A 20,188-nucleotide genomic window follows, 5' to 3' on the forward strand; every position below is an offset into this window, starting at 1 on the left:
TGACGATTCGAGCATGGGCCTGATGACGACGCGCAAAACCTCACAGTGGGAGACCATAAGGGAGCGATTTCATCCCGACGGGTCTGTGCGTCGCAGTGTGCTGCGCCGTGTCCTGCGCTGGGGCGGTTTTTCACTGATCTTCATCCTGGCGGTGGTCTTTGGCGGTTTCCTGCACTTTGCCGATTCGATCACGACGCTGAAGCCCCCCATCGATCCCAAGGCGGATGCCATCGTGGTCCTCACTGGAGGCTACCAGCGCATCGACCAGGCAGTCGAGCTGTTGCGCACCGGTGCCGGCAACCGGTTGCTGATCTCGGGCGTTCACCCGACGACCACCCGAACGCAGATCAGAAAGATGACGCAGAGCCCCGCCAATCTGTTTTCCTGCTGCGTCGACATCGGCTACGACGCGGTCGACACGATCGGAAATGCCCGGGAGGCCGCCAGATGGATCCACTCCAAGGGCTATAAGAGCGTCCTGGTCGTCACCAACAATTATCATATGCCGCGCAGCATCGCGGAGCTGAAATATGTCGACCCCGATACGGATTTCATCCCCTACCCGGTCGTCAATTCCGATCTGAAGAGCACGAATTGGTTCACCGATCCGAATGCGCTCCGCACCATGCTTTTCGAATATGGCAAGGTGCTGCTTGCCGGCGCGCGCAACCTGACAGGCTTCGGACGCCCGGAAGGCCTCCGCTCCGAAGAATCGGAAGAAACGGTCAGCAAGGATGGCCTCGAGGCGCCCTCGAGAGCACATGTGCCGACTTTTTATTGACCGCGATTTCGTGTAGGCACTCGATGACGCGCCTCAAACATCCGGCGTCGGGGAAGCCTCTATGATTACCGTCCGCTCGATCCTGTTCAACGTCTGCTTTTACGCAAACCTGATCATCCGGATGATCGTGCTTTCGCCGATTTATTTCCTGATGCCGCGCAAGGCAGCCTATGCCATTCCGAAGAGCTGGGCGCGCTCCAGCGTCTGGCTGATGGAAAAGATCGTCGGCACCACCTTCGAGATCGAAGGTCTCGAGAATATCCCAAAAGGCGGCTACATCTTCGCGCCGAAGCATCAGTCCTTCTGGGATACCTTTGCGCTGCTCCCCTACCTCGACGACCCGGTCTACATCCTCAAGCGCGAACTGATGTGGATACCTCTGTTTGGCTGGTATGCCGGAAAACAACAGATGATCCCCGTCGATCGCGGCGCTCGTGGCAAGGTCATGATAGACGTCTTGAAGCGCACCCGCGAGGTGTTGGCAAAGGGCCGCCAGCTGATCGTCTATCCCGAGGGCACACGCCGTCCGCCCGGCGCAGAGCCGGTCTACAAATACGGCATCGCCCGGATGTATCGCGATCTCGACGTGCCCGTGGTGCCGGTCGCCATGCATCCAGGCCTGTTCTGGCCGCGGCGGACATTCTTGCGCTATCCCGGCCACTTCAAAGTTCGCGTGCTGCCACCGATCGAGCCTGGCATGGATGCGGATGCCTTCTTCGCCCGGCTGATCGAGGAAACTGAAAGGGCAAGCGACGAGCTCCTCGTCGAGACCATCGCACGCAACCCGAACCTTCCGATACCGCCAAGTGCGGCCCGAAGGCTGGCCGAGATCAACGGCGCAAAGATCGCTTCAGCGACCGCCTGAGCAGCTCAGGAGGCCTGCCGCATCCGCTCGATCTCGCCGGTCACATGCTCGAGCCATTGATCCCGGATGCCCATCTCTCTCAGATGCTCCAGAGTGTTGAAAACATAGGCGTCGTTCGGCCCCGACTGACCGCTTGCCGAATTGACGATCTGCGCCGCCGCAATAGTATCGAGCGAGCCTGCATATTGCCTGTGGTTCCGGTCGACAACATAGGCGACCGCGGTCACCCGCCGCCCGTCCGAAAGGCGGATGGGCAACAGCCGCTCCAGATAGACATTGGTCACCAGCTCGCGTTCGCGGAGATAGGCGAGCACATCGTCCCTCTCGCTCTCGCCGATGCGGAATGCCGTGCCGCGGCAGGCGCCACCGCGATCGAGACCGAGCACCAGGCCCGGACTTGCCTTCGTTCCCCTGTGAACCCAGGAAAGAACGCAAAGTGCCCGGCGATATCCGAAGATCAGCGCCTCGCTTTTTTCCTCATAGGCAAATCCCGGATTCCACATCAGCGATCCGTAGCCAAAGACCCAAAATTCGTCCATATCCAAAGCCAAATCAGTGTAAGCGTCGCGATCAACCATTGGAGATCATCATGGCAGCGTCAAGCCAAAGCGCCAGCTTCGGCACCGGCAAACGAATGTTGCTGGTCGGACTTGGGCTTGTCGTCGTCGTTGCTGCGCTTTACACCGGCGGCTGGTACTATGCAGCCTCGGCGCTAAAGACCAACGTGCTACGCGCGCTCGGCCAGCGAGATTCCGCCGGGATATCAGGCGAATGCACCGATATGGACTTCCGCGGCTTCCCATTCAGCATCGGAATGTTTTGCTCGAAGGTCATGGTCGACGACCACGTCAACGGCATTTCTGCCTCCTTCGACAATCTGACCTCCTCCGCCCAGATCTACCAGCCGGGCCATATCACCTGGCAGCTGAAATCTCCCGCCGAATTCCGTACCGCTCACGGCCTGGCAGTGTCTGCCGAATGGACGGATCTGCAGTCGAACCTCGTGACCAAGGGCAAGGGCATTCAGCAGGGCACGACGACGATCGAGGGCCTGAAGGCAGGCATCGTTTCCTCCTTCAACGGCCAGAACGTCAACGTCACGGCCGGCCATACCGAAATCCACGTCCGCCAGAACGGCGATGATCTCGAGGCCTCGATCGGCATCGAGAATTCCAACGCCGTCATCAAGGACTTTCCGCAGGCCCTGCCGACACTGACCACGAATGCCGACATAACGCTGACTGGCAAGGCGGGCTTGCTCGACGGCAGCGATCGGGGCACGCACGGGCTCTACGGCACCTCAGGCATCCTGCGCCGTGTCGTGGCGGATATTGGCGACGGGCGGGTCATGACGCTGACCGGCCCGTTCTCGTTCGACGACGAAGGCTACGTGTCGGGCCAGTTCAAGCTGGAGATTGACCAGCTTGGCCCTTGGCGAGATGGCCTGAAGGCGGCGATACCCGCCGCCAAGCATACGATCGACCTGGCCGGCAAGCTGCTGAAGGCGCTGGCAGTCGGCGGCGACAACGTTTCCGTCGACCTCACCGCAGACCACGGCAATATTACGCTGAGCGGCTTCATCCCTCTCGGCTCGATCCCGCCGATCTGAGCAAAAGAGAAATCAGTTCTTCTTGTCGAGCGCGTGGCGTCCGAAGTCGGGCGCGTCGACATCCTGTCCGGCCTGGATGATCGAACGACGGATGGCGCGGGTGCGGGTGAAAAGCTCGAATATCTTGTCGCCCTCTCCCCAGCGGATGGCACGCTGCAGCGAGGCCAGATCCTCGGAAAAACGCGCCAACATCTCGAGGATGGCATCCCTGTTGTGCAGGCAGACGTCGCGCCACATGGTCGGATCGGAAGCCGCAAGACGCGTGAAATCTCGAAAGCCGGAGGCGGAGTACTTGATGACTTCCGATTCCGTCACCGTCTCGAGATCATCCGCGGTCCCGACGATGTTGTACGCGATGATATGCGGAAGGTGCGACACGATCGCCAACACCTTGTCATGGTGTTCCGCGTCCATTTCATCGACGCGGGAACCCAGGGTTTCCCAGAAATGACGCAGCTTCTTCAGCGCCGTCTCATCAGTGCCCGGCAGCGGCGTGAAAATACACCAGCGGCCCTCGAAGAGCCCAGGAAAACCGGCGTCGGGACCGGATTTCTCCGTACCGGCCAAAGGATGACCGGGGATGAAATGCACGCCTGCGGGAATATGCGGCTGCATCTGCGCGATGACGGATGCCTTGGTCGAGCCGACGTCGGTCACGATGGCGCCCGGCTTCATGTGCGTCGAAATCTCTTCTGCAACACTGCCCGACGCCCCGACCGGAACGGAGACAATCACCAGATCGGCATCCTCGACGGCATCCGCCGCCGATATCGTATAGCGATCGCCGAGGCCAAGCTCTTCCGCCCGTTTCAGCGTTTCGGCCTTCCGCGTGCTGACGACGATCTCCTTGGCGAGACCGAGCCGCCTGATGTCGTAGGCGATCGAAGAGCCGATCAGCCCGATGCCGATCAACGCGATCCGGTCGAACTGGACGCTGCTCATGCCTTGCGCCCCATGAACTCGCCGAGCGTCTCGATGAAGCCGCGGTTGGCCTCCTCCGTGCCGACGCTCATGCGCAATGAATTGGGAAAGCCGTAGCCCCGCACCGCTCTGAGGATATAGCCCCGGCTGGTGAGGAAATCGTCGGCATCTGCCGCGCGCTTACCATCGATGTCAGGGAAATGAATGAGGACGAAATTGGCGACCGAAGGGGTAACCTTGAGGCCGATGGTTTCGAGAGCAGCCGTCAGCTTGTCGATCCACAAAAGGTTGTGTGCGACGGCGCTCTCGACGAAGGCCTGGTCGCGGACGGCGGCAGCGCCCGCAGCGATTGCCGGGGCATTCATGTTGAACGGCCCGCGCAGGCGATTGAGCGCATCGACGATCTCTGCCGGGCCGAACATCCATCCGACACGCAGTGCCGCAAGGCCGTAGACCTTCGAGAAGGTCCGCGTCATCACGACGTTCGAGTTGGACGAGACAAGCTCGATGCCGGCCTCGTAGTCGTTGCGCCGCACATATTCTGCATAGGCCGCGTCGAGCACGAGAATGACATGCTTCGGCAGCGCCGCCTGCAACCGGCGGATTTCGCTGACGGGGACGTAGGTGCCGGTCGGATTGCCCGGATTGGCGATGAAAACCATCTTCGTCCTGGTGGTGACGGCAGCAAGGATCGCGTCGACGTCGACCGTGCAATCACGCTCCTTGACCGTGACGGGTGCCGCACCCGCGCCCATGATCTGGATCTTGTAGACCAGGAAGCCGTGCTCGGTGATGATGGCCTCGTCGCCGGGCGCCAGGTAGACGTGGCAAAGCAGGCCGAGCAGTTCGTCCGAGCCGTTGCCGCAGAGGATATTGGCCGCATTCAGTCCGTAGACGCCGGCGATTGCTTGCCGCAGTTCCGTCGCCTGGCCATCTGGATAGCGCTCCAGGCTCTGCGCTGCCGCACGGAAAGCCTCGATTGCCTTGGGGCTCGCGCCAAGCGGCGTTTCGTTCGAGGACAGCTTGAACACGCGAGCCACCCCCGGCGCATGTTCCTTGCCCGGCACATAAGCGGCAATGTCGAGAATACCGGGACGCGGAACAGGCTTGCTCATTTCGATGCTCATGGGACTGACCTTGGAACGGGCCGGAAAATTCCGGCTTGAGACACCCCGTGGGATTAATGCGGAAAGACTGGTTTGTCGAGGGGAAGAGGCTGTTGAGATGCCTCAGCGCTCGACGCTTGTCTCCTTGCGCGCGGTCGGAACCCCGCGTGGCGCCAGAACGGGGACGAAAACGCGGCGTGATGCACGGACGGCGACAGGGAGCCCCTGGTAAAGCCGCTTCTGCGCCTCGACGATGATGACCCCGGAAAAGGCCGGCCACAGCATGCGGCCGATACGCTCGAAGGCGCGGCGAAGCTTGAGCACGGCACGCAGCTTCGACGGCGGAAAGAACAGCGCCTCCGCGCTCGCCCCGGGCGTGAAATTGGTCTCGCGCAGCAACGCCGTCAGCTGTCCGCGGGAATAGGGCCTGCCGGAGCCAAACGGCGTATGCTCCATCCGCGCCCAGACGCCACGACGGTTCGGGACGACGATCACCAGCCGCCCGCCCGGCGCCAGCACCCGCCAGAGTTCCTTCAGCGTCTCCCTCGGGCTTTCGGCGAACTCGAGCGAATGCACCATCAGCACGCGGTCTATCGAAGAGTCCGGCAGGGGCAGCTCCTCGTCGAAAATCAGCGCCGTCGAGGACGCTGACCCCATGGGCCAGTTCACCGCCCCCTGCCCGGCGGGCATGAAGGCAAAGGTGCGCTCGGTGTCGGCCCGAAAACGGTCGAGATAGGGAACGGAATAGCCGAGGCCGACCAGCCTCTCCTCGGGCAGCCGCGCCCACAGCGACGACAGCGCCATCGCGATGGACTGTTCCGCAAAGCGACCGAGCTCGGAATGATAGAACTGGCGGAGATCGACGATATCAGCGTGCATTGCGACAAATGTTATCAGGAGGCGGTTGGACTTCAAGGCCGGAGCCTCTACATTTGGACCTAACGACTAGGGATAGGGACATTTTCGATCATGAAGCCTTTGGAAATAGAAGTTTTTAGCTGCCGAACCGACAATTACGGCGTTCTGGTCCACGACCCCGAAACCGGACTGACCGCTTCGATCGATGCGCCGGAGGCAGCCCCGATCCTGGCGGCCGCCGCTCGTCGCGGCTGGCAGATCACTCACATCTTCACCACCCACCATCACACCGACCATGTCGAAGGCAATCTTGCGCTGAAGGAGCAGTTTGGCCTGGAAATTATCGGGCCGATCAACGAGGCCGTGGCAATTCCCGGCCTTGATCGCGCCGTTGGCGATGGCGACAGCTTCGAATTCGGCGGTCACACCGTCAACGTCATCGAGACGCCCGGCCACACCGCAGGCCACATTTGCTACCACTTCGAGGACGACAAGCTGCTGTTCTCGGCAGACACGCTGTTTGCGCTCGGTTGCGGCCGGCTGTTCGAACGCCCGGCGGCAGACATGTGGGCCTCCCTGCAGAAACTGGCGACGCTGCCAGACGAAACCGCGATCTACTTCGGCCATGAATACACGTTGTCGAACGCCCGTTTCGCTCTGACCATAGACCCTGACAATGAACGCCTGAAATCCCGCGCCGCCGACATCGAGACCATGCGGGCGGAAGGCAAGTTCACCATTCCGACCACGCTCGCACTGGAGAAAGAAACTAATCCCTTCCTGCGCGCCGCAGACCCTTCGATCCGTCGCAACCTTTTGATGGAAAGCCGCAGCAACGAGGAGGTGTTCACCGAAATCCGCAAGCGCAAGGACAACTTCTGATGCGGCCGGAGGACATCATTCGCGAGCTGGCAATGCGCCCGCATCCGGAAGGCGGCTGGTACGTCCAGACTTTTCGCGATAGTCCCGATGCCAGCCCGCGGCCATTCCACCGCAATCTACTATATGCTGCAGGCGGGCGAGCATTCGCACTGGCACCGCGTCCACGACGCGGCCGAGGTCTGGCATCACTACGTAGGCGCGCCGCTTGCGCTACACCGTTCCGAGGACGGGGTGAAAAGCGAAACGGTGATCCTCGGCACAGACCTCGCCAAGGGCGAACGTCCTCAGGCGATTGTGCCTGCCAACTGGTGGCAGGCGGCGGAAACGCTGGGCGATTTCACGCTGGTCGGCTGCACTGTCGCGCCGGGCTTCGAGTTCTCGAGCTTCGAGATGGCCCCGCCCGGCTGGAAGCCGCTGGCCGGATAATTTTCTTACTCGGCCCCGGCGATCTGCTGTTCGGACGAGCGCCGCAGGATCATCCTGTGAGCGGCAAGAACGGCGCCGCCGGTGACCAGAAGACAGGCCCCGGCAATCCCCCAGCTTGGCTCGGCAAAGCCGAACAGCGTCAGGATCAGCGTCGACAATAGCGGTGCGGCGTAACTGGCCGCGCCGAGGATCTGAATATCGCCGTTCTTGACGCCGTAGTCCCAGGCATAAAAAGCAGCGCCTACCGGGAACAGCCCGAGGCCCACAACTGCAATCCACTGGAAGATCGTCTCGGGCCAGATCGTGGCTTCGAGGCCCAGATGGCAGATCAGCGACAGCACCGATGTCGCGAGACAGAAGCCGGTGACGACGTCGGTCGAGACCGCGTCGAAGCGGCGGGTCAGCAGCGAATAGCCGGACCATGTGAAGGCGCAGAGGAATGCGGCGCCATAGCCGACTGCATAGGCGCCGTCAAAATGAAAGCCGTTGCGGCCGACGATCAGGACCGTGCCGGCGAGACCTGCGATGGCACCGGCCACGTGATACCAGCGCAGCCGCTCTCCCGGCAGAAGCGCCGACCCGACGACGATCAGCAAGGGCCAGAGATAGGCGATCAAGCCTGCCTCGACCGCCGGCGCGTTCCGAAGCGCCGTAAAATACAGGAAATGATAGCCGAACAATCCGGCGATGCCGACGATCCAGACCTTGGCGGGCTGGCGCAACAGCACCAGTCTCTCTGGCTTGAGGATGAGGACGACGATGCCGGGCACGCTGCCGATGGCAAAGCAGATGGCGGAAAGCTGAAATGGCGGAATCTTGCCGGATGCGGCAGTGAACAGCGCCAGAAACGACCACATCAGGATGGCGGTGAACCCCGTCAAAGTCGCCCGCAGCTTCACGCTATCCCCCTGCTTTCAAAGTAGATGCCGGGGTCGACCCGGTCAGCTGCCGTATTTCACCGCCGTTATCGTCACCGTCCCGTACTTGGTCGGGATGCGGACATAGACCGGAGCGTATACATTCATCGCCTCTGCCTTGGCAAACCAGATTTCCATGTCGTTGCTCTTGCTGAGGTAATCAAAATCCGTACGGCTCTTCTTGTAGCCGCCCTTGGCGGTGAAGTGGACACCGCAGACGGTGGTGATGCCGTGGAAACCATCTGTTGAAAACGGACGCGATCCTTTCGGGGAAAGCTTCAAGTCCATCCGCGTTTCGCCGTCGTATATTGGCAGCGTCTGGGCGCAGATATTGATATTGGCCGGAAAGATCAGGCCGGAGATCGGGTCCAGCACAGAGCGAAGATCGCCTTCGGCGACGGGGATCCAGTTATTCGGCCGCCGCGGTTCCGGCGTCGTCGTGCTCGAGGTGACGTTGCCGTCCTTGTAGACGACGTCGTAGATGTGGTGCTTGCGGCCGCTGGTATAATCCAGCGTGTAGCGATCCGTCTCGAAACGGTTTGTCCCTACGAGACCCGAAATGTTTGCATGTGCCTCGATGGTGGTTACAAGATCCGCAAGGCCGGAAGAATTGACCTCGCCCTTGATGGTGAAATGCTTGTCGACGACATCGGTACGGAAATCGGCACGGGCAATCGGAATGCCGGCAAGAGAAACGCGATAGGCCGTTTCATGTCGTAATTCCTCGGCATGCAAAAGGACGGGCGCAAAAGTCGCCAAAGCCATGATCAAAAGACATTTTCCAAAATGCGACATGAGTAGCCTTCATGAACGGTCAGGCAGCATATATAGGGGCTTTATGCCCTGCCTGCGACGGGCAGACAACACGAGCTTTTTGACCGAATTGCGGGAAAGCCCACGGTTTGGCCAAGGTTTGACTTGACGCGGCCGGTCTGCCTGACTATAGAACCGCAACTTTCCAATCATGGCCTGTTGGATCGCGAACCCGGTTTTGCCGGCAAGGCTTTCCAATGGCAGACAAAAATAAAATAGGTGTACCATGTCCCGCATGTGCGAATTGACCGGCAAGGCCGTCCTGACGGGTAACAATGTCAGCCACGCCAACAACAAGACCAAGCGCAAGTTCCTGCCGAACCTGTGCAACGTGACGCTGATTTCCGACGCTCTCGGCCAGCGCTATCGTCTGCGCGTTTCCGCTGCAGCCCTTCGTACGGTCGAACATCGCGGCGGTCTCGACGCTTTCCTCCTGAAGGCAACCGAAACCAATCTCAGCATGCGCGCCCGCCTGCTGCGCCGCCAGATCGTCAAGAAGACCGCAGAAACTGCAGCTGCATAAGCTTTTAGCGATCTGACGTCATACGAGCTTCGAAAGGCTTGCACGGATAATCTCCGGTCAAGCCTTTTCCTTTGCTCAGTTCCTTTAACTGGTGGCATCTCCCAGGATAAAAAAATGCTCAAGAACCGCTATTTCCCCATCTACGTTGCCCTGATGACGCTCGTCGTCGTGGCCTCCAATTTTCTCGTCCAGTTCCCGCTGAACGGCGAAATCGCCGGCATCCAGCTGGGCGACATCCTGACCTGGGGCGCATTCACCTATCCGGTCGCCTTCCTGATCACCGACCTGACCAATCGACAGTTCGGCCCCACGACAGCCCGCAAGGTCGTCTTTGCCGGCTTTGTCGTCGGCATCGCGCTATCGTTCTTCACCTCGGTCCCGCGCATCGCGATCGCTTCCGGATCCGCCTATCTCGCCGGCCAGCTGCTCGACATCGCGCTGTTCAACCGCTTGCGCCGCCAAGCCTGGTGGCGGGCGCCGCTCGTCGGATCCTTGGTCGGTTCGGCTCTGGACACGGTGATGTTCTTCTCGCTGTCCTTCGCGGCATTCTTCGTCTTCCTCGGCGCAAATACACCTTTCGCACTGGAGCAAGCCCCCATCCTCGGCATCTTCGCCACGGAAGCACCACGCTGGATTTCCTGGGCGATCGGCGACTTCTCCGTCAAGGTCCTCGTTGGCCTCGTCATGCTGCTGCCCTACGGCGCCCTGATGAACGTCCTGAAGCCAATGCAGCCGGTGCGGGCCGCCTGACGGATAGACTGACGCAGAGATTTGGAAGCCCGCGACCAACCTCGCGGGCTTTGCTATGCCGACAATGTTTCCTCAGTCTTTCAACCGGAATTCGAGCATCAGGCTGCGCTGCAGGATCGAGTGGTTATCGTCGGAAACCATGATGACGTGGATCGTGCCGTCTTCGGCGCGGAAGGCATCGATGCCCTCCATGTTGTCGATCTGATCATCGGCATTGGCCTCGAAGATGACCTTGCCGTCGACCAGGGCGCCGGGCTTGATGTCACCGCCTGCAATTCGGCGCAGCCGCATGCCGATGCCATGGGCCAGATCGAAACGCCGCTCCATCAGCAACAGATCGCCGTCGGGCAGGAAGACACCGTCGCTGACATCGAAGTCGTCATAGTGGCGAACGGTGAAACGCCCCTTCCGCGGACCGTCCAGCACAGCGGCAAGCATGTTTCCATCACGGTCGAGGCTACGCTCGGTGACGAGCACGGCCGCTCCTGCAAGCGGACTGCCCGCAGGAGCGATCATCAACGCTTCAAGGCTCTGATTGCCACGCAGCTCGCTCCGACGCATCAGGATGGGGATCGACCCTGTCGGCGACGCTGTCTCGAAACCCGGATCGGGATAGATATCGACGCGATGGTCCTGCTCGTAGCTGACAAGGACGCTGTCGCCACGAAGGGCCAGGCCTTCCGCGTCCATCGCGCCCTTGCCCTCATGCGTCATCCCGAAGCGGTCGATCATCGGCGTGATCGTCGCATCCGATATGCCCTTGAGCCTGCCATCATCGCCACGCTCGATCGCGCCGGTCCACCAATGCCCCGTATCGAGCACCGATACGAAATGCTGATGGTCCGGCCGAAAGCGGATCGCAGAGGCTGCGCCAAAGAGATCGTTGCCGGAGCTTAGCCGCAGACCGCCAAGGAATTCGAGATCGCCGAACTTCGTCTGGTCGGAGCCAAACCGGAAAGTGGAGATCTGCGTGGCCCGCATCGCAGCCGCACCCCCTGCAGTCGGCCCTCCGGCGGACACGCAGCCGGTAAGGAGCACGGCCAGCATGGATACGCGGCAAAGTCGCTTCATCAGGTCTCTCGGGATGAGACGCATCGACCGGATGGCCGACACGGAATAATCGTCAGCCGGCACGGCGTCGGCGGCCGCCCCGAGGCTGCTGCGACTGGTCCTCGAACAGCGATGCGAGCTGCTCGGTCATGGCGCCTGCCAGTTCATCGGCGTCGACAATGGTGACGGCGCGACGATAATAGCGGGTTACGTCATGGCCGATACCAATGGCCAGCAGCTCGACGGGAGACCGGGTCTCGATCTGTTCGATCACGGCACGCAGATGCCGCTCCAGATAGTTGCCCGGATTGACCGACAGCGTCGAATCGTCGACCGGCGCGCCGTCCGAGATCATCATCAGGATGCGCCGCTGTTCGCTGCGCGCAAGAAGCCTGTTATGTGCCCAGATCAGCGCCTCGCCATCGATGTTTTCCTTGAGCAGGCCCTCGCGCATCATCAGGCCGAGATTGCTTCGTGCCCTGCGCAGCGGTTCGTCGGCCGACTTATAGATGATGTGGCGAAGATCGTTGAGGCGGCCTGGCGTCTGCGGCTTGCCGCCGGCAAGCCACTTCTCGCGCGCCTGCCCGCCCTTCCAGGCCTTGGTGGTAAAGCCGAGAATCTCGACCTTGACGCCGCAACGCTCCAGCGTGCGCGCCAGGATGTCGGCGCAGGTGGCAGCGACCGTAATCGGCCGGCCGCGCATCGAGCCGGAATTGTCGATCAGCAGCGTCACGACGGTATCGCGGAACTGGGTGTCGCGCTCCATCTTGAAGGATAGCGGCTGCATCGGATCGATGATCATCCGTGTCAAGCGGGCACTGTCGAGATAGCCTTCCTCGAGATCGAAATCCCAGGACCGGTTCTGCTGCGCCATCAGGCGCCGCTGCATGCGGTTTGCGAGCCGTCCGACCGCGCCCTGGAGGTGGGCGAGCTGCTTGTCGAGAAAGGCGCGTAGCCGCTCCAGCTCGACGGTGTCGCAAAGCTCCTGGGCGGTGACGATCTCGTCGAATTCCTCGGTGAAGACCCGATAATCGACCTTCTCGTTGAAGTCGGCAAAGGGCGTGTTCGGACGGCGAGTCTCACCCGGCGTTTCCGAATCGTCCTCACCCTCGTCGGTCATGTCGTCGTCGGAAATCTCGGCGCCGTCCATCTCGCCGTCTTCCATCTGCTCTTCGGACGTCTCGCTGTCCTCGGCGGGCGCCGCATCGGAACCGGCGTCGTCCTCGACTTCGTCCTGGCTCTGGTCGTCGCTGTCGGGCTGTTCGTTTTCCTCGGAGTTCTCTTCGGAATCCGGCTCCATATCGTCGTCGCCGTATTCCTCGGCCATTTCCATAGCCGACAATACGTTGCGAATAGCCTTCGCAAAGGCCTGCTGGTCATGAATGGCGGACGGGAGAGCGTCGAGCGCGCCGGAGGTCTTGTCCTCGATGAAAGGACGCCAGAGGTCCAGCACCTTGCCTGCCGTTGCCGGGGGCTTCTGGCCGGTCAGCTTCTCGCGGATGATCATCGCCATCGCTTCGCCGATCGGCGCATCTTCCTGGCGCTCGATGCCGGAGAAATTCGCCTTCGCATATTTCTCGAGGTTCATCGAGTTGATGTTGGCAGCAACGCCGCTCATCCGGAGCGCGCCGATCGACTCGACACGCGCCTGCTCGACGGCATCGAAGATCGCGCGGGCATCGGCGCCCTGCGGTGACATTGTCGCGTGCAGGCGGGCATCGTGGCAGGCAAGGCGCAGCGCCATGGAATCGCCGAGACCGCGCGTCACCGCCAGTTCATGCGCCGTCGGACGCTTCGAAAGCTCGGGCAGGCGAATCCGCTCGCCGGTCATCCCGGGGCGTTCGCTGGCGAAAGCCACCTCGACCTCGCTGTCGCCGGCGATCGAGCGCACGCAGCCGCTGATCGCCCGACGCAACGGCTCCATGTCGATCGGAGCACCCGGCTTCGCTTTCAGATTGTCTCCACGACCCGTCATGACCGATCAGTCTTTCTCAGGCTTCCAGCACAATATTGGCGGCACTTTCCTTCAGCTCGACACCGAAGGCGCGCTGGTAATGCTCGGCGACCAGAGGCCGCTCCAGCTCGTCGCACTTGTTGAGGAAGGTGACGCGGAACGCAAAGGCGACATCGCCGAAAATCTCTGCATTTTCCGCCCAGGTGATGACAGTACGCGGGCTCATGACGGTCGACAGGTCGCCGTTCATGAAGGCGGCGCGCGTAAGGTCGGCAACACGCACCATCTTCGATACCGTCTCGCGGCCAGCCGTGGTGCGGAAGGACTTCACCTTCGCCAACACGATATTCACTTCGTTCTCATGTGGCAGATAGTTCAGCGTGGTAACGATAGACCAGCGGTCCATCTGTGCCTGGTTGATCTGCTGCGTGCCGTGATAAAGCCCGGTCGTATCGCCAAGCCCGATCGTGTTGGCGGTCGCAAACAGGCGGAAAGCCGGATGCGGACGAATGACCCGGCTCTGGTCGAGCAGCGTCAGGCGGCCGGAGGATTCCAGCACGCGCTGGATAACGAACATCACGTCAGGCCGGCCGGCGTCATACTCGTCGAACACCAGCGCGACATTGTGCTGATAGGCCCAGGGAAGAATGCCGTCCTTGAATTCGGTGATCTGCATTCCGTCCTTGACGACGATCGCATCCTTGCCGACGAGGTCGATACGGCTGACATGGCTGTCGAGGTTGATACGCACGCATGGCCAGTTCAGGCGGGCAGCGACCTGCTCGATATGCGATGATTTGCCGGTGCCGTGATAGCCGGAGATCATGACGCGGCGGTTGTGGGCAAAACCGGCGACGATCGCGAGCGTGGTATCACGGTCGAAAAGGTAATCCGAATCGAAATCCGGGACATAAGCGTCGCCCTTGCTGTAGGCAGGAACGCGAATGTCGGAATCGATGCCAAAAGCTTCCCGGACGGAAACGGTTGTGTCCGGCAATTCGGAATAATCAAGATCAATCTTACTCATCGTGTCTCCAAGGCGGGTGATCCTCACCCGACCGCATTGTCATGTCCATTTCGCGACCGTATCGCGACGGGAGGGCAACCACCCGTCCAGATACGTCAGGACGTCGGCGATTCTTCTCCGGGACTGAAGCAAAACCTCGATGCGACCGATGGTGCGCCTGCGAGCATTCTAGACAAAGTCCCGGACAAGAAACGTCGCGTCCGGAAGGTCGGCGCTGGATCCAAGAGACAAATGCGCAAGCTGACACCTTGGTCGCCCAGCAATCCCGGCCGATCCGGACCATACCTTATCCAAATCCGAACTCAAGGAGACCGACTAACAAAAACCGTTCTGCTTCAACAATTGATAGGCCTGCACCACCTCGCGAAACCGTTCCTCCGAACCGCGGTCGCCACCGTTTGCGTCGGGATGATGCTTCTTGACCAGCTCCTTGTAGCGGCTTTTTATCTCTTTTGGGGTCGCATTGGCAGCCAAGGACATGGTTCCGAAGGCTTTGGCCTCCAGTGATTTGAGTTTGGGAGCCTGCGTCTCGAAGCGCGGCCCTTTGCCGCGTCCCTCGGCAACGAACCCGAACGGATCGCGAAAACGAGAGCTGGCCCCGGAGCGAATATCGGAGTGCAGCGGGCTGTTCCGCGCCGCCTTGTTGACACCCACGGTCCATGTAGGACGATGGCCGGTGATCGCTTCCTTCTGATATCGCGCGATTTCGTTGTCGGAGAGGCCGGAGAAATAGTTGTAGCCCTTGTTGTATTCCTTGACGTGTTCGAAACAGAACAAGAAGAACTGACCTTCGGCATTGCGTCCGACCGGAGCACGATGCACGCCCTGCTTTTCGCAGCCGTCCCATTGGCAGGTCGGATCCGCAGGCTCGGGTTCCGGCGGCCGCCGGCGCCGGGTACGAATGCCATCGAAGAATTTTGAATCAAGTCCCATGCCGCTAATTATGGGGCTGGCGGACCCCGACAACAAGAATTGACAAACGAGAATGTTGCAGGCTTTGTGATCCGTTTCTCATCAACAAGACGTCGACGGGAACTGAAAATGTCGGTTCAATCAAGCATAGAAGAAAAACTGGTGCAGGCCTTCGCGCCGGAACGGCTCATGGTCATCAATGAGAGCCAGCAGCACGCCGGCCATCATCCCGACATTACCGGCGCCGGCGAAACCCATATGCGCGTCAGGATCGTCTCGGAAAAATTCGCGGGAATGCCTCGGCTTGCAAGACACCGCGCGATCACCGAACTGCTGAAGCCCGAACTGGATGCAGGCTTGCATGCGCTGGCCATCGAACCTGCAGCACCAGGGGAAGCTGTTCGCTGGTAGACCTTACTCCGGCTTGCTGTCTTCCGACTCCGCGGGGCGAATGCGCAATTTGGTGATACGGTTCTTCTCGCGCTTCAGGACGATGAAGCGCTTGCCGTAGAAAGTGAAGGCCTGCCGCTCTTCCGGGATCGTCATCGATTCGTGGATGACAAGCCCTGCGATCGTAGTTGCCTCCTCGTCCGGCAGGTCCCAGTCCAGTGCCCGGTTCAAGTCGCGAATGGGCACGACGCCGTCGACAACGATCGATCCGTCCGCTTCCTGGCGCACGCCCTGGATATCGAGATCGTGCTCGTCGGCGATGTCGCCGACGATCTCCTCCAGAATATCCTCCAGCGTCACGATGCCTTGCACCTCGCCATATTCGTCGACCACGACGGCGAAATGCTGCTTGCGCCGCAGGAAGGCATTGAGCTGGTCTTCGAGATTGGTGCTGTCAGGCACGAACCAGGGCTTTTGCGCGATCTTGACGATGTCCAGATTTTCCGGCTCCACGTTTGGCTCGGCAAGCGCCCTCAGCAGATCTTTCGCGTGGACGACGCCGATGATGTTATCGATCGTCCCACGCCAGAGCGGCATCCGGGTATAGGGGCTCTCCAACATATTGCGCACCACGACCTCTGGCTGGTCGTCTGCATTGATCGCCCGCATTGACGTTCGATGAACCATGATATCTGAAAGCTCGAGTTCGCCGAGATCGAGCACGCCGCCGAGGCGATCCCGATCAGCCTTGACGACGGAGCCTTCGCGATGGAGAAAATCGACCGCGCCACGCAGTTCGTCATGCGCCGATAGCATCGGCACTTCCTTCGAAAGATTAATGCCGAAAAGTCCGAGGATGCGGCGCACGATGGCGTTGACGAAGCTCGAAAGCGGACCGACGACAGCGACAAAAGCCCTAACCCACGGCGCGACATTGAGCGCGAAGCGGTCCGGCGCCGAAATGGCCCAGCTTTTCGGCAGCACTTCTGCGAAGATGACCAGGATGACTGTCATCGCCAGCGTCGCCAGCGCCACGCCAGAGCTGCCGAACAGGCCGAGGAACAGGCTGGTCGCGATCGACGATGACAGGATGTTGGCAAGATTGTTGCCGATCAGCAGCGCGCCGATCAGCCGGTCGCGACGCTCGATCAGGCCGCGTACAATACCGGCCCGCTCTTCACCATTGGCTTCGAGCGTGTGCATTCGGCTTCGCGAAGCTGCCGTGAGTGCGGTTTCCGAGCCCGAAAAAAAGGCCGAGAACAGGACCAGCGCCGCGATGGAAAGAATTTGCGGCCAGTATGCAACCAAGGTGGCGAGCGTGCCTTCAAACGTCATCGCGGATGCTTTTCCTTGAGGAAGCTCAGGACTTCGGAAGATGGGACATCATCTGCCACGAAGGATTGGGCGATGCCATGGGTGAGGATGAAGGTGAGCTTGCCGCCCTTGACCTTCTTGTCCTGGCCGATCGCGTCCATCAGCACTTCGGCAGGCGGCAGATCGCCCGGAATATCGTCCATTCGCGTCGGCAGGCCCACCGTCTTCAGATGCGCCTCCACCCGCTTCGCATCATCGGGGCTTGCAAGGTTGAGCCGAGCGGAAAATTCGTGTGCCAGCACCATGCCGATCGCAACACCTTCGCCATGAACCAGCCGGCGGCTGTCATAGGCCGTGGCCGCCTCGAGTGCGTGACCGAAGGTATGACCGAGATTGAGGAGTGCCCGTGGCCCGTTTTCGCGTTCGTCGGCAACGACGACATCCGATTTCGCCTGGCAACTGGTAGCGATCGCTTCGGCGCGTTCCACCCCACCTGCAAAGACCTGTCTCCAGTTGGCCTCGAGCCAGGCAAAGAAATCCGGCTTGTCAATCAATCCATATTTCGCCACCTCGGCATAGCCGGCGCGGAATTCCCGGTCGCTCAGCGTGTTGAGCACATCGGTATCCGCGAGAACCAGGTCGGGCTGATGAAACACGCCGACGAGGTTCTTGCCGTGCCGGGTATTGATCCCCGTCTTGCCGCCGACGGAGGAATCCACCTGGCTCAGCAGCGAGGTCGGCACCTGAACAAACCGCAGGCCGCGCCGCACGATCCCGGCCGCAAAGCCCGAGAGATCGCCGATGACGCCGCCGCCAAGGGCGATCACCGCATCATTTCGCTCAATCCTGGCTTCAAGCACCGCATCGCAGACCGTCATCAGATGTTCGAAGCTCTTTGTCTTCTCGCCAGCCGGCAGAACCAGGCTTGCGGACACGATGCCGGCTGCCTCAAGGCTGGCGACGAGCGCGTCCAGATAGAGCGGCGCAACATTCTCGTCGGTGACGATTGCGGCTTTCCGACCCTTCAGCCGCGCGGCGATCTCATGCCCTGCCCGTTCGATCAGGCCGGAGCCTATCAGGATATCGTAGGCCCGCTCGCCGAGGGGCACATGCACGAGGCGTGCGGCCGGAGCGGAAACGATCGCATTCATGGACCTTTACTCTCTTTCAATGCATCGATGACGGCGAGAAGGACTTCCTTCGCCATCGTCTCCTTGTTCACGTCGTGGGAGATCACGGTAAGATCGGCTTCGCCGTAGATCGGATAGCGGGCATTCATCAGGTTTTCGAGCGTCTGCTTCGGATTCTCCGTCTTGAGCAATGGGCGCGTATCGCGTTTGTTGACCCGCTCCCACAAGACGTCGAGGTCCGCCTTCAACCAGACGGAAAAACCGCCGCGCTTGATATGCCGACGCGTACGATCATTGACAAAGGCGCCACCGCCGGTAGATACCACGCGCGGCCCACCTTTGAGCAGACGCTTGATTACCCGGGCCTCCAGGGAACGGAACTCGTCCTCGCCATAGGCGGCGAACAGTTCCGCCACCGACATCCGCGATACCCGCTCGATTTCGGCATCCGTATCGACGAAAGGCACTCCGAGCTGCAAGGCAACCAGTCGGCCGATCGAGGACTTTCCGGCGCCCATGAGACCGACGAGAATGAGATTTCGCGACCCAAGCGCGGCACGCGCTCTGTCTCTGAGGCTCTCTCCAAGGGTCAGGACTGTTTCACTCATCGGTCCATTCACAGTTTGTTTGCAAACGGTATCGTCAAATGCACCGGGAGCGTCAAGTCGCCGCGGCGTAAACAGGACTGCAATATCCTTAGACTAAGGCTTGTTTCTACCGTTTAATGTAGCGTTGAACCTACTGATCCAACTCGAGGAGACCAATGAATGCCCACCCTGTTTCGTTTCCTTGTCGTCTGCGCGGTCATCGCCGGATCGATCTATGGGGCGATGTGGGCACTCGCGACCTTCGTCGAGCCCAAGCAGCGCGACGTGACGATCCGCCTTCCGTCCGAGCGGGTCAATCCGCAGCCGACCGGCACCGTTCAGAAGTGACGGGAACGGAATGATGAGAGATCTCGGCCGCGCCCACATGGAAGCCTTCCTCGAGATGATGAGCGCGGAACGTGGAGCCGCGGTCAACACGCTGCAATCCTACGAGCGCGATCTCGACGACCTGCACGGTTTCCTCAGCGAACGCAGCGTTCGCATGACCGAAGCGGTTTCGAGCGACCTCGGTGCCTATCTCTCCGGCCTCGCACGCCAGGGGTTCAAGGCATCCTCGCAGGCAAGGCGCCTTTCCGCCATGCGCCAGTTCTACAAGTTCCTCTACGCGGAAGGCCTGCGCACCGACGACCCGACCGGCATCCTCGACGCCCCGAAAAAGGGTCGCCCGCTCCCGAAAATCATGGCCGTCGACGAAGTGACGCGACTTCTGACCCAGGCCGAGCAGGAAGCAGCCCTCTCGGGCCCTAACCAGTTGCAACGCCTGCGGATGCTGGCGCTGCTGGAATTGCTTTATGCCACTGGCATGCGCGTCAGCGAGCTCGTCTCCCTGCCCGCCAAGGTACTGGATCAGGAGGGCCGCTTTCTGATGATCAAAGGCAAGGGCAACAAGGAGCGCCTCGTGCCTCTTTCGCATTCCGCGATTTCAGCCATCAAGGCCTATGGTCGGATGCAGGCAGCCCAACTCGCAGCCCTCAAGGAGGCGCCTCCGGAAAGCCCGTGGCTCTTCCCCTCGTCGTCGAAGGAAGGCTATCTCCCACGCCAGGTCTTCGCCCGCGATCTCAAGGATCTTGCGATCCGCGCCGGGCTGACGCCATCGCTGATATCGCCGCATGTCATGCGCCACGCCTTTGCCAGCCACCTGCTTCAAAACGGCGCCGATCTGCGCGTCGTGCAGGAACTGCTGGGCCATTCGGACATTTCAACAACACAAATCTACACGCATGTGTTGGAAGAACGCCTTCACCAGCTGGTGCAAACGCATCACCCCCTTGCCAAACAGGCCAAAAAACACGATTAGGACCGGCAACAAAGGCAGGAGCGCCAAAGCCTGCCCGCGCAAAAGGATCGGAAAC

Annotated in this window: 22 protein-coding genes and 1 pseudogene; 10 read left to right on the plus strand and 13 right to left on the minus strand. The window is 60.8% G+C overall.

The features are described 5' to 3' along the window. Positions 1–22: 22 nt before the first annotated feature. A complete protein-coding gene (locus CPY51_RS24725) occupies positions 23–781 on the plus strand; it encodes a YdcF family protein (RefSeq protein WP_111163217.1) in 759 nt (252 codons plus the stop codon). 61 nt (positions 782–842) lie between these two features. Then, a complete protein-coding gene (locus CPY51_RS24730; RefSeq protein WP_111162870.1) occupies positions 843–1,646 on the plus strand; it encodes a lysophospholipid acyltransferase family protein in 804 nt (267 codons plus the stop codon). A gap of 5 nt (positions 1,647–1,651) precedes the next feature. On the opposite strand, the gene CPY51_RS24735 is transcribed toward CPY51_RS24730, so the two are convergent. Then, complete coding sequence (locus CPY51_RS24735; RefSeq protein ID WP_244598780.1) at positions 1,652–2,185, minus strand: gamma-glutamylcyclotransferase; 534 nt, start codon at positions 2,183–2,185, stop codon at positions 1,652–1,654. A 50-nt stretch (positions 2,186–2,235) separates the two neighbouring features. Here CPY51_RS24735 and CPY51_RS24740 point away from each other — a divergent pair, with 50 nt between their 5' ends. Beyond that, positions 2,236–3,255, plus strand: coding sequence for a DUF2125 domain-containing protein (locus tag CPY51_RS24740; protein ID WP_111162872.1), 1,020 nt, complete (start codon positions 2,236–2,238; stop codon positions 3,253–3,255). 12 nt (positions 3,256–3,267) lie between these two features. On the opposite strand, the gene CPY51_RS24745 is transcribed toward CPY51_RS24740, so the two are convergent. The 3 genes from CPY51_RS24745 to CPY51_RS24755 form a co-directional block, all read right to left on the minus strand. Continuing rightward, the gene (locus CPY51_RS24745) at positions 3,268–4,197 is read right to left on the minus strand and encodes a prephenate/arogenate dehydrogenase family protein (protein ID WP_111162873.1); all 930 of its coding nucleotides are present in this window, start codon (positions 4,195–4,197) and stop codon (positions 3,268–3,270) included. Beyond that, positions 4,194–5,303: a histidinol-phosphate transaminase gene (gene hisC, locus CPY51_RS24750; protein ID WP_111162874.1), complete on the minus strand. Its 1,110-nt coding sequence runs from the start codon at positions 5,301–5,303 to the stop codon at positions 4,194–4,196. Before hisC ends, CPY51_RS24745 begins: the two co-directional genes overlap by 4 nt. A gap of 102 nt (positions 5,304–5,405) precedes the next feature. Next, the gene (locus CPY51_RS24755; protein ID WP_111162875.1) at positions 5,406–6,197 is read right to left on the minus strand and encodes a class I SAM-dependent methyltransferase; all 792 of its coding nucleotides are present in this window, start codon (positions 6,195–6,197) and stop codon (positions 5,406–5,408) included. Between the two features lie 54 nt (positions 6,198–6,251). Here CPY51_RS24755 and gloB point away from each other — a divergent pair, with 54 nt between their 5' ends. Continuing rightward, entirely contained in the window at positions 6,252–7,022 is a 771-nt protein-coding gene (gene gloB / locus CPY51_RS24760) for a hydroxyacylglutathione hydrolase (RefSeq protein ID WP_111162876.1), read from the plus strand. Next, positions 7,022–7,448 (plus strand): annotated as a pseudogene (locus tag CPY51_RS24765) (cupin domain-containing protein). Before gloB ends, CPY51_RS24765 begins: the two are co-directional and overlap by 1 nt. Positions 7,449–7,453: 5 nt before the next feature. On the opposite strand, the gene yddG reads toward CPY51_RS24765, so the two are convergent. Next, on the minus strand, positions 7,454–8,347 hold the full coding sequence (gene yddG, locus CPY51_RS24770; protein WP_111162877.1) for an aromatic amino acid exporter YddG: 894 nt from the start codon (positions 8,345–8,347) through the stop codon (positions 7,454–7,456). Positions 8,348–8,389: 42 nt separating this feature from the next. Further along, a complete protein-coding gene (locus CPY51_RS24775; protein WP_111162878.1) occupies positions 8,390–9,160 on the minus strand; it encodes a DUF3108 domain-containing protein in 771 nt (256 codons plus the stop codon). 244 nt (positions 9,161–9,404) lie between these two features. Between CPY51_RS24775 and rpmB the strand changes: the two genes are divergently transcribed. Both rpmB and CPY51_RS24785 read left to right on the plus strand, forming a co-directional pair. After that, entirely contained in the window at positions 9,405–9,701 is a 297-nt protein-coding gene (rpmB, locus tag CPY51_RS24780; RefSeq protein ID WP_111162879.1) for a 50S ribosomal protein L28, read from the plus strand. A gap of 114 nt (positions 9,702–9,815) precedes the next feature. Next, positions 9,816–10,451: a queuosine precursor transporter gene (locus tag CPY51_RS24785; protein ID WP_111162880.1), complete on the plus strand. Its 636-nt coding sequence runs from the start codon at positions 9,816–9,818 to the stop codon at positions 10,449–10,451. 72 nt (positions 10,452–10,523) lie between these two features. Here CPY51_RS24785 and CPY51_RS24790 read toward each other — a convergent pair whose 3' ends face one another. From CPY51_RS24790 to CPY51_RS24805, 4 genes are all read right to left on the minus strand, one after another. Further along, the gene (locus tag CPY51_RS24790; RefSeq protein WP_111163218.1) at positions 10,524–11,522 is read right to left on the minus strand and encodes an esterase-like activity of phytase family protein; all 999 of its coding nucleotides are present in this window, start codon (positions 11,520–11,522) and stop codon (positions 10,524–10,526) included. Positions 11,523–11,574: 52 nt separating this feature from the next. Further along, a complete protein-coding gene (gene cobT / locus CPY51_RS24795; RefSeq protein ID WP_111162881.1) occupies positions 11,575–13,476 on the minus strand; it encodes a cobaltochelatase subunit CobT in 1,902 nt (633 codons plus the stop codon). Positions 13,477–13,492: 16 nt separating this feature from the next. Further along, complete coding sequence (gene cobS, locus CPY51_RS24800) at positions 13,493–14,482, minus strand: cobaltochelatase subunit CobS (RefSeq protein WP_111162882.1); 990 nt, start codon at positions 14,480–14,482, stop codon at positions 13,493–13,495. Between the two features lie 315 nt (positions 14,483–14,797). Then, a complete protein-coding gene (locus CPY51_RS24805; protein WP_111162883.1) occupies positions 14,798–15,415 on the minus strand; it encodes a J domain-containing protein in 618 nt (205 codons plus the stop codon). Positions 15,416–15,523: 108 nt separating this feature from the next. Between CPY51_RS24805 and CPY51_RS24810 the strand changes: the two genes are divergently transcribed. Continuing rightward, positions 15,524–15,805, plus strand: a complete 282-nt coding sequence (locus CPY51_RS24810) for a BolA family protein (protein WP_111162884.1) — start codon at positions 15,524–15,526, stop codon at positions 15,803–15,805. A 3-nt stretch (positions 15,806–15,808) separates the two neighbouring features. Here the strand turns inward: CPY51_RS24810 and CPY51_RS24815 are convergent, their stop codons facing one another. The 3 genes from CPY51_RS24815 to CPY51_RS24825 are packed head-to-tail and all read right to left on the minus strand — an operon-like array spanning position 15,809 to position 18,836. Next, positions 15,809–17,119, minus strand: a complete 1,311-nt coding sequence (locus tag CPY51_RS24815) for an HlyC/CorC family transporter (protein WP_111162885.1) — start codon at positions 17,117–17,119, stop codon at positions 15,809–15,811. Then, entirely contained in the window at positions 17,116–18,249 is a 1,134-nt protein-coding gene (gene aroB / locus CPY51_RS24820) for a 3-dehydroquinate synthase (RefSeq protein ID WP_111162886.1), read from the minus strand. Before aroB ends, CPY51_RS24815 begins: the two co-directional genes overlap by 4 nt. Then, positions 18,246–18,836, minus strand: a complete 591-nt coding sequence (locus tag CPY51_RS24825; RefSeq protein ID WP_111162887.1) for a shikimate kinase — start codon at positions 18,834–18,836, stop codon at positions 18,246–18,248. Before CPY51_RS24825 ends, aroB begins: the two co-directional genes overlap by 4 nt. A gap of 159 nt (positions 18,837–18,995) precedes the next feature. On the opposite strand from CPY51_RS24825, the gene CPY51_RS32900 reads away from it, so the two are divergent. Together CPY51_RS32900 and xerD are read left to right on the plus strand one after the other, a co-directional pair. Next, on the plus strand, positions 18,996–19,163 hold the full coding sequence (locus CPY51_RS32900; RefSeq protein WP_195909617.1) for a hypothetical protein: 168 nt from the start codon (positions 18,996–18,998) through the stop codon (positions 19,161–19,163). Between the two features lie 13 nt (positions 19,164–19,176). Beyond that, on the plus strand, positions 19,177–20,133 hold the full coding sequence (gene xerD / locus CPY51_RS24830) for a site-specific tyrosine recombinase XerD (protein WP_111162888.1): 957 nt from the start codon (positions 19,177–19,179) through the stop codon (positions 20,131–20,133). Positions 20,134–20,188 lie beyond the last annotated feature (55 nt).

It is taken from the genome of Arminella tubonensis (genome assembly GCF_003240585.1).
GTDB lineage: Bacteria > Pseudomonadota > Alphaproteobacteria > Rhizobiales > Rhizobiaceae > Rhizobium > Rhizobium tubonense.

What these genes read in the sequence shown, in the direction of transcription:
- CPY51_RS24725 (WP_111163217.1), top strand. Translation starts at nt 23, where the DNA reads ATGACGACGCGCAAAACCTCACAGTGGGAGACCATAAGGGAGCGATTT.
- CPY51_RS24730 (WP_111162870.1), top strand. Translation starts at nt 843, where the DNA reads ATGATTACCGTCCGCTCGATCCTGTTCAACGTCTGCTTTTACGCAAAC.
- CPY51_RS24735 (WP_244598780.1), bottom strand. Translation starts at nt 2,185, where the DNA reads ATGGACGAATTTTGGGTCTTTGGCTACGGATCGCTGATGTGGAATCCG.
- CPY51_RS24740 (WP_111162872.1), top strand. Translation starts at nt 2,236, where the DNA reads ATGGCAGCGTCAAGCCAAAGCGCCAGCTTCGGCACCGGCAAACGAATG.
- CPY51_RS24745 (WP_111162873.1), bottom strand. Translation starts at nt 4,197, where the DNA reads ATGAGCAGCGTCCAGTTCGACCGGATCGCGTTGATCGGCATCGGGCTG.
- hisC (WP_111162874.1), bottom strand. Translation starts at nt 5,303, where the DNA reads ATGAGCATCGAAATGAGCAAGCCTGTTCCGCGTCCCGGTATTCTCGAC.
- gloB (WP_111162876.1), top strand. Translation starts at nt 6,252, where the DNA reads ATGAAGCCTTTGGAAATAGAAGTTTTTAGCTGCCGAACCGACAATTAC.
- CPY51_RS24775 (WP_111162878.1), bottom strand. Translation starts at nt 9,160, where the DNA reads ATGTCGCATTTTGGAAAATGTCTTTTGATCATGGCTTTGGCGACTTTT.
- rpmB (WP_111162879.1), top strand. Translation starts at nt 9,405, where the DNA reads ATGTCCCGCATGTGCGAATTGACCGGCAAGGCCGTCCTGACGGGTAAC.
- CPY51_RS24785 (WP_111162880.1), top strand. Translation starts at nt 9,816, where the DNA reads ATGCTCAAGAACCGCTATTTCCCCATCTACGTTGCCCTGATGACGCTC.
- CPY51_RS24790 (WP_111163218.1), bottom strand. Translation starts at nt 11,522, where the DNA reads ATGAAGCGACTTTGCCGCGTATCCATGCTGGCCGTGCTCCTTACCGGC.
- cobT (WP_111162881.1), bottom strand. Translation starts at nt 13,476, where the DNA reads ATGACGGGTCGTGGAGACAATCTGAAAGCGAAGCCGGGTGCTCCGATC.
- cobS (WP_111162882.1), bottom strand. Translation starts at nt 14,482, where the DNA reads ATGAGTAAGATTGATCTTGATTATTCCGAATTGCCGGACACAACCGTT.
- CPY51_RS24805 (WP_111162883.1), bottom strand. Translation starts at nt 15,415, where the DNA reads ATGGGACTTGATTCAAAATTCTTCGATGGCATTCGTACCCGGCGCCGG.
- CPY51_RS24810 (WP_111162884.1), top strand. Translation starts at nt 15,524, where the DNA reads ATGTCGGTTCAATCAAGCATAGAAGAAAAACTGGTGCAGGCCTTCGCG.
- CPY51_RS24815 (WP_111162885.1), bottom strand. Translation starts at nt 17,119, where the DNA reads ATGACGTTTGAAGGCACGCTCGCCACCTTGGTTGCATACTGGCCGCAA.
- aroB (WP_111162886.1), bottom strand. Translation starts at nt 18,249, where the DNA reads ATGAATGCGATCGTTTCCGCTCCGGCCGCACGCCTCGTGCATGTGCCC.
- CPY51_RS24825 (WP_111162887.1), bottom strand. Translation starts at nt 18,836, where the DNA reads ATGAGTGAAACAGTCCTGACCCTTGGAGAGAGCCTCAGAGACAGAGCG.
- CPY51_RS32900 (WP_195909617.1), top strand. Translation starts at nt 18,996, where the DNA reads ATGCCCACCCTGTTTCGTTTCCTTGTCGTCTGCGCGGTCATCGCCGGA.
- xerD (WP_111162888.1), top strand. Translation starts at nt 19,177, where the DNA reads ATGAGAGATCTCGGCCGCGCCCACATGGAAGCCTTCCTCGAGATGATG.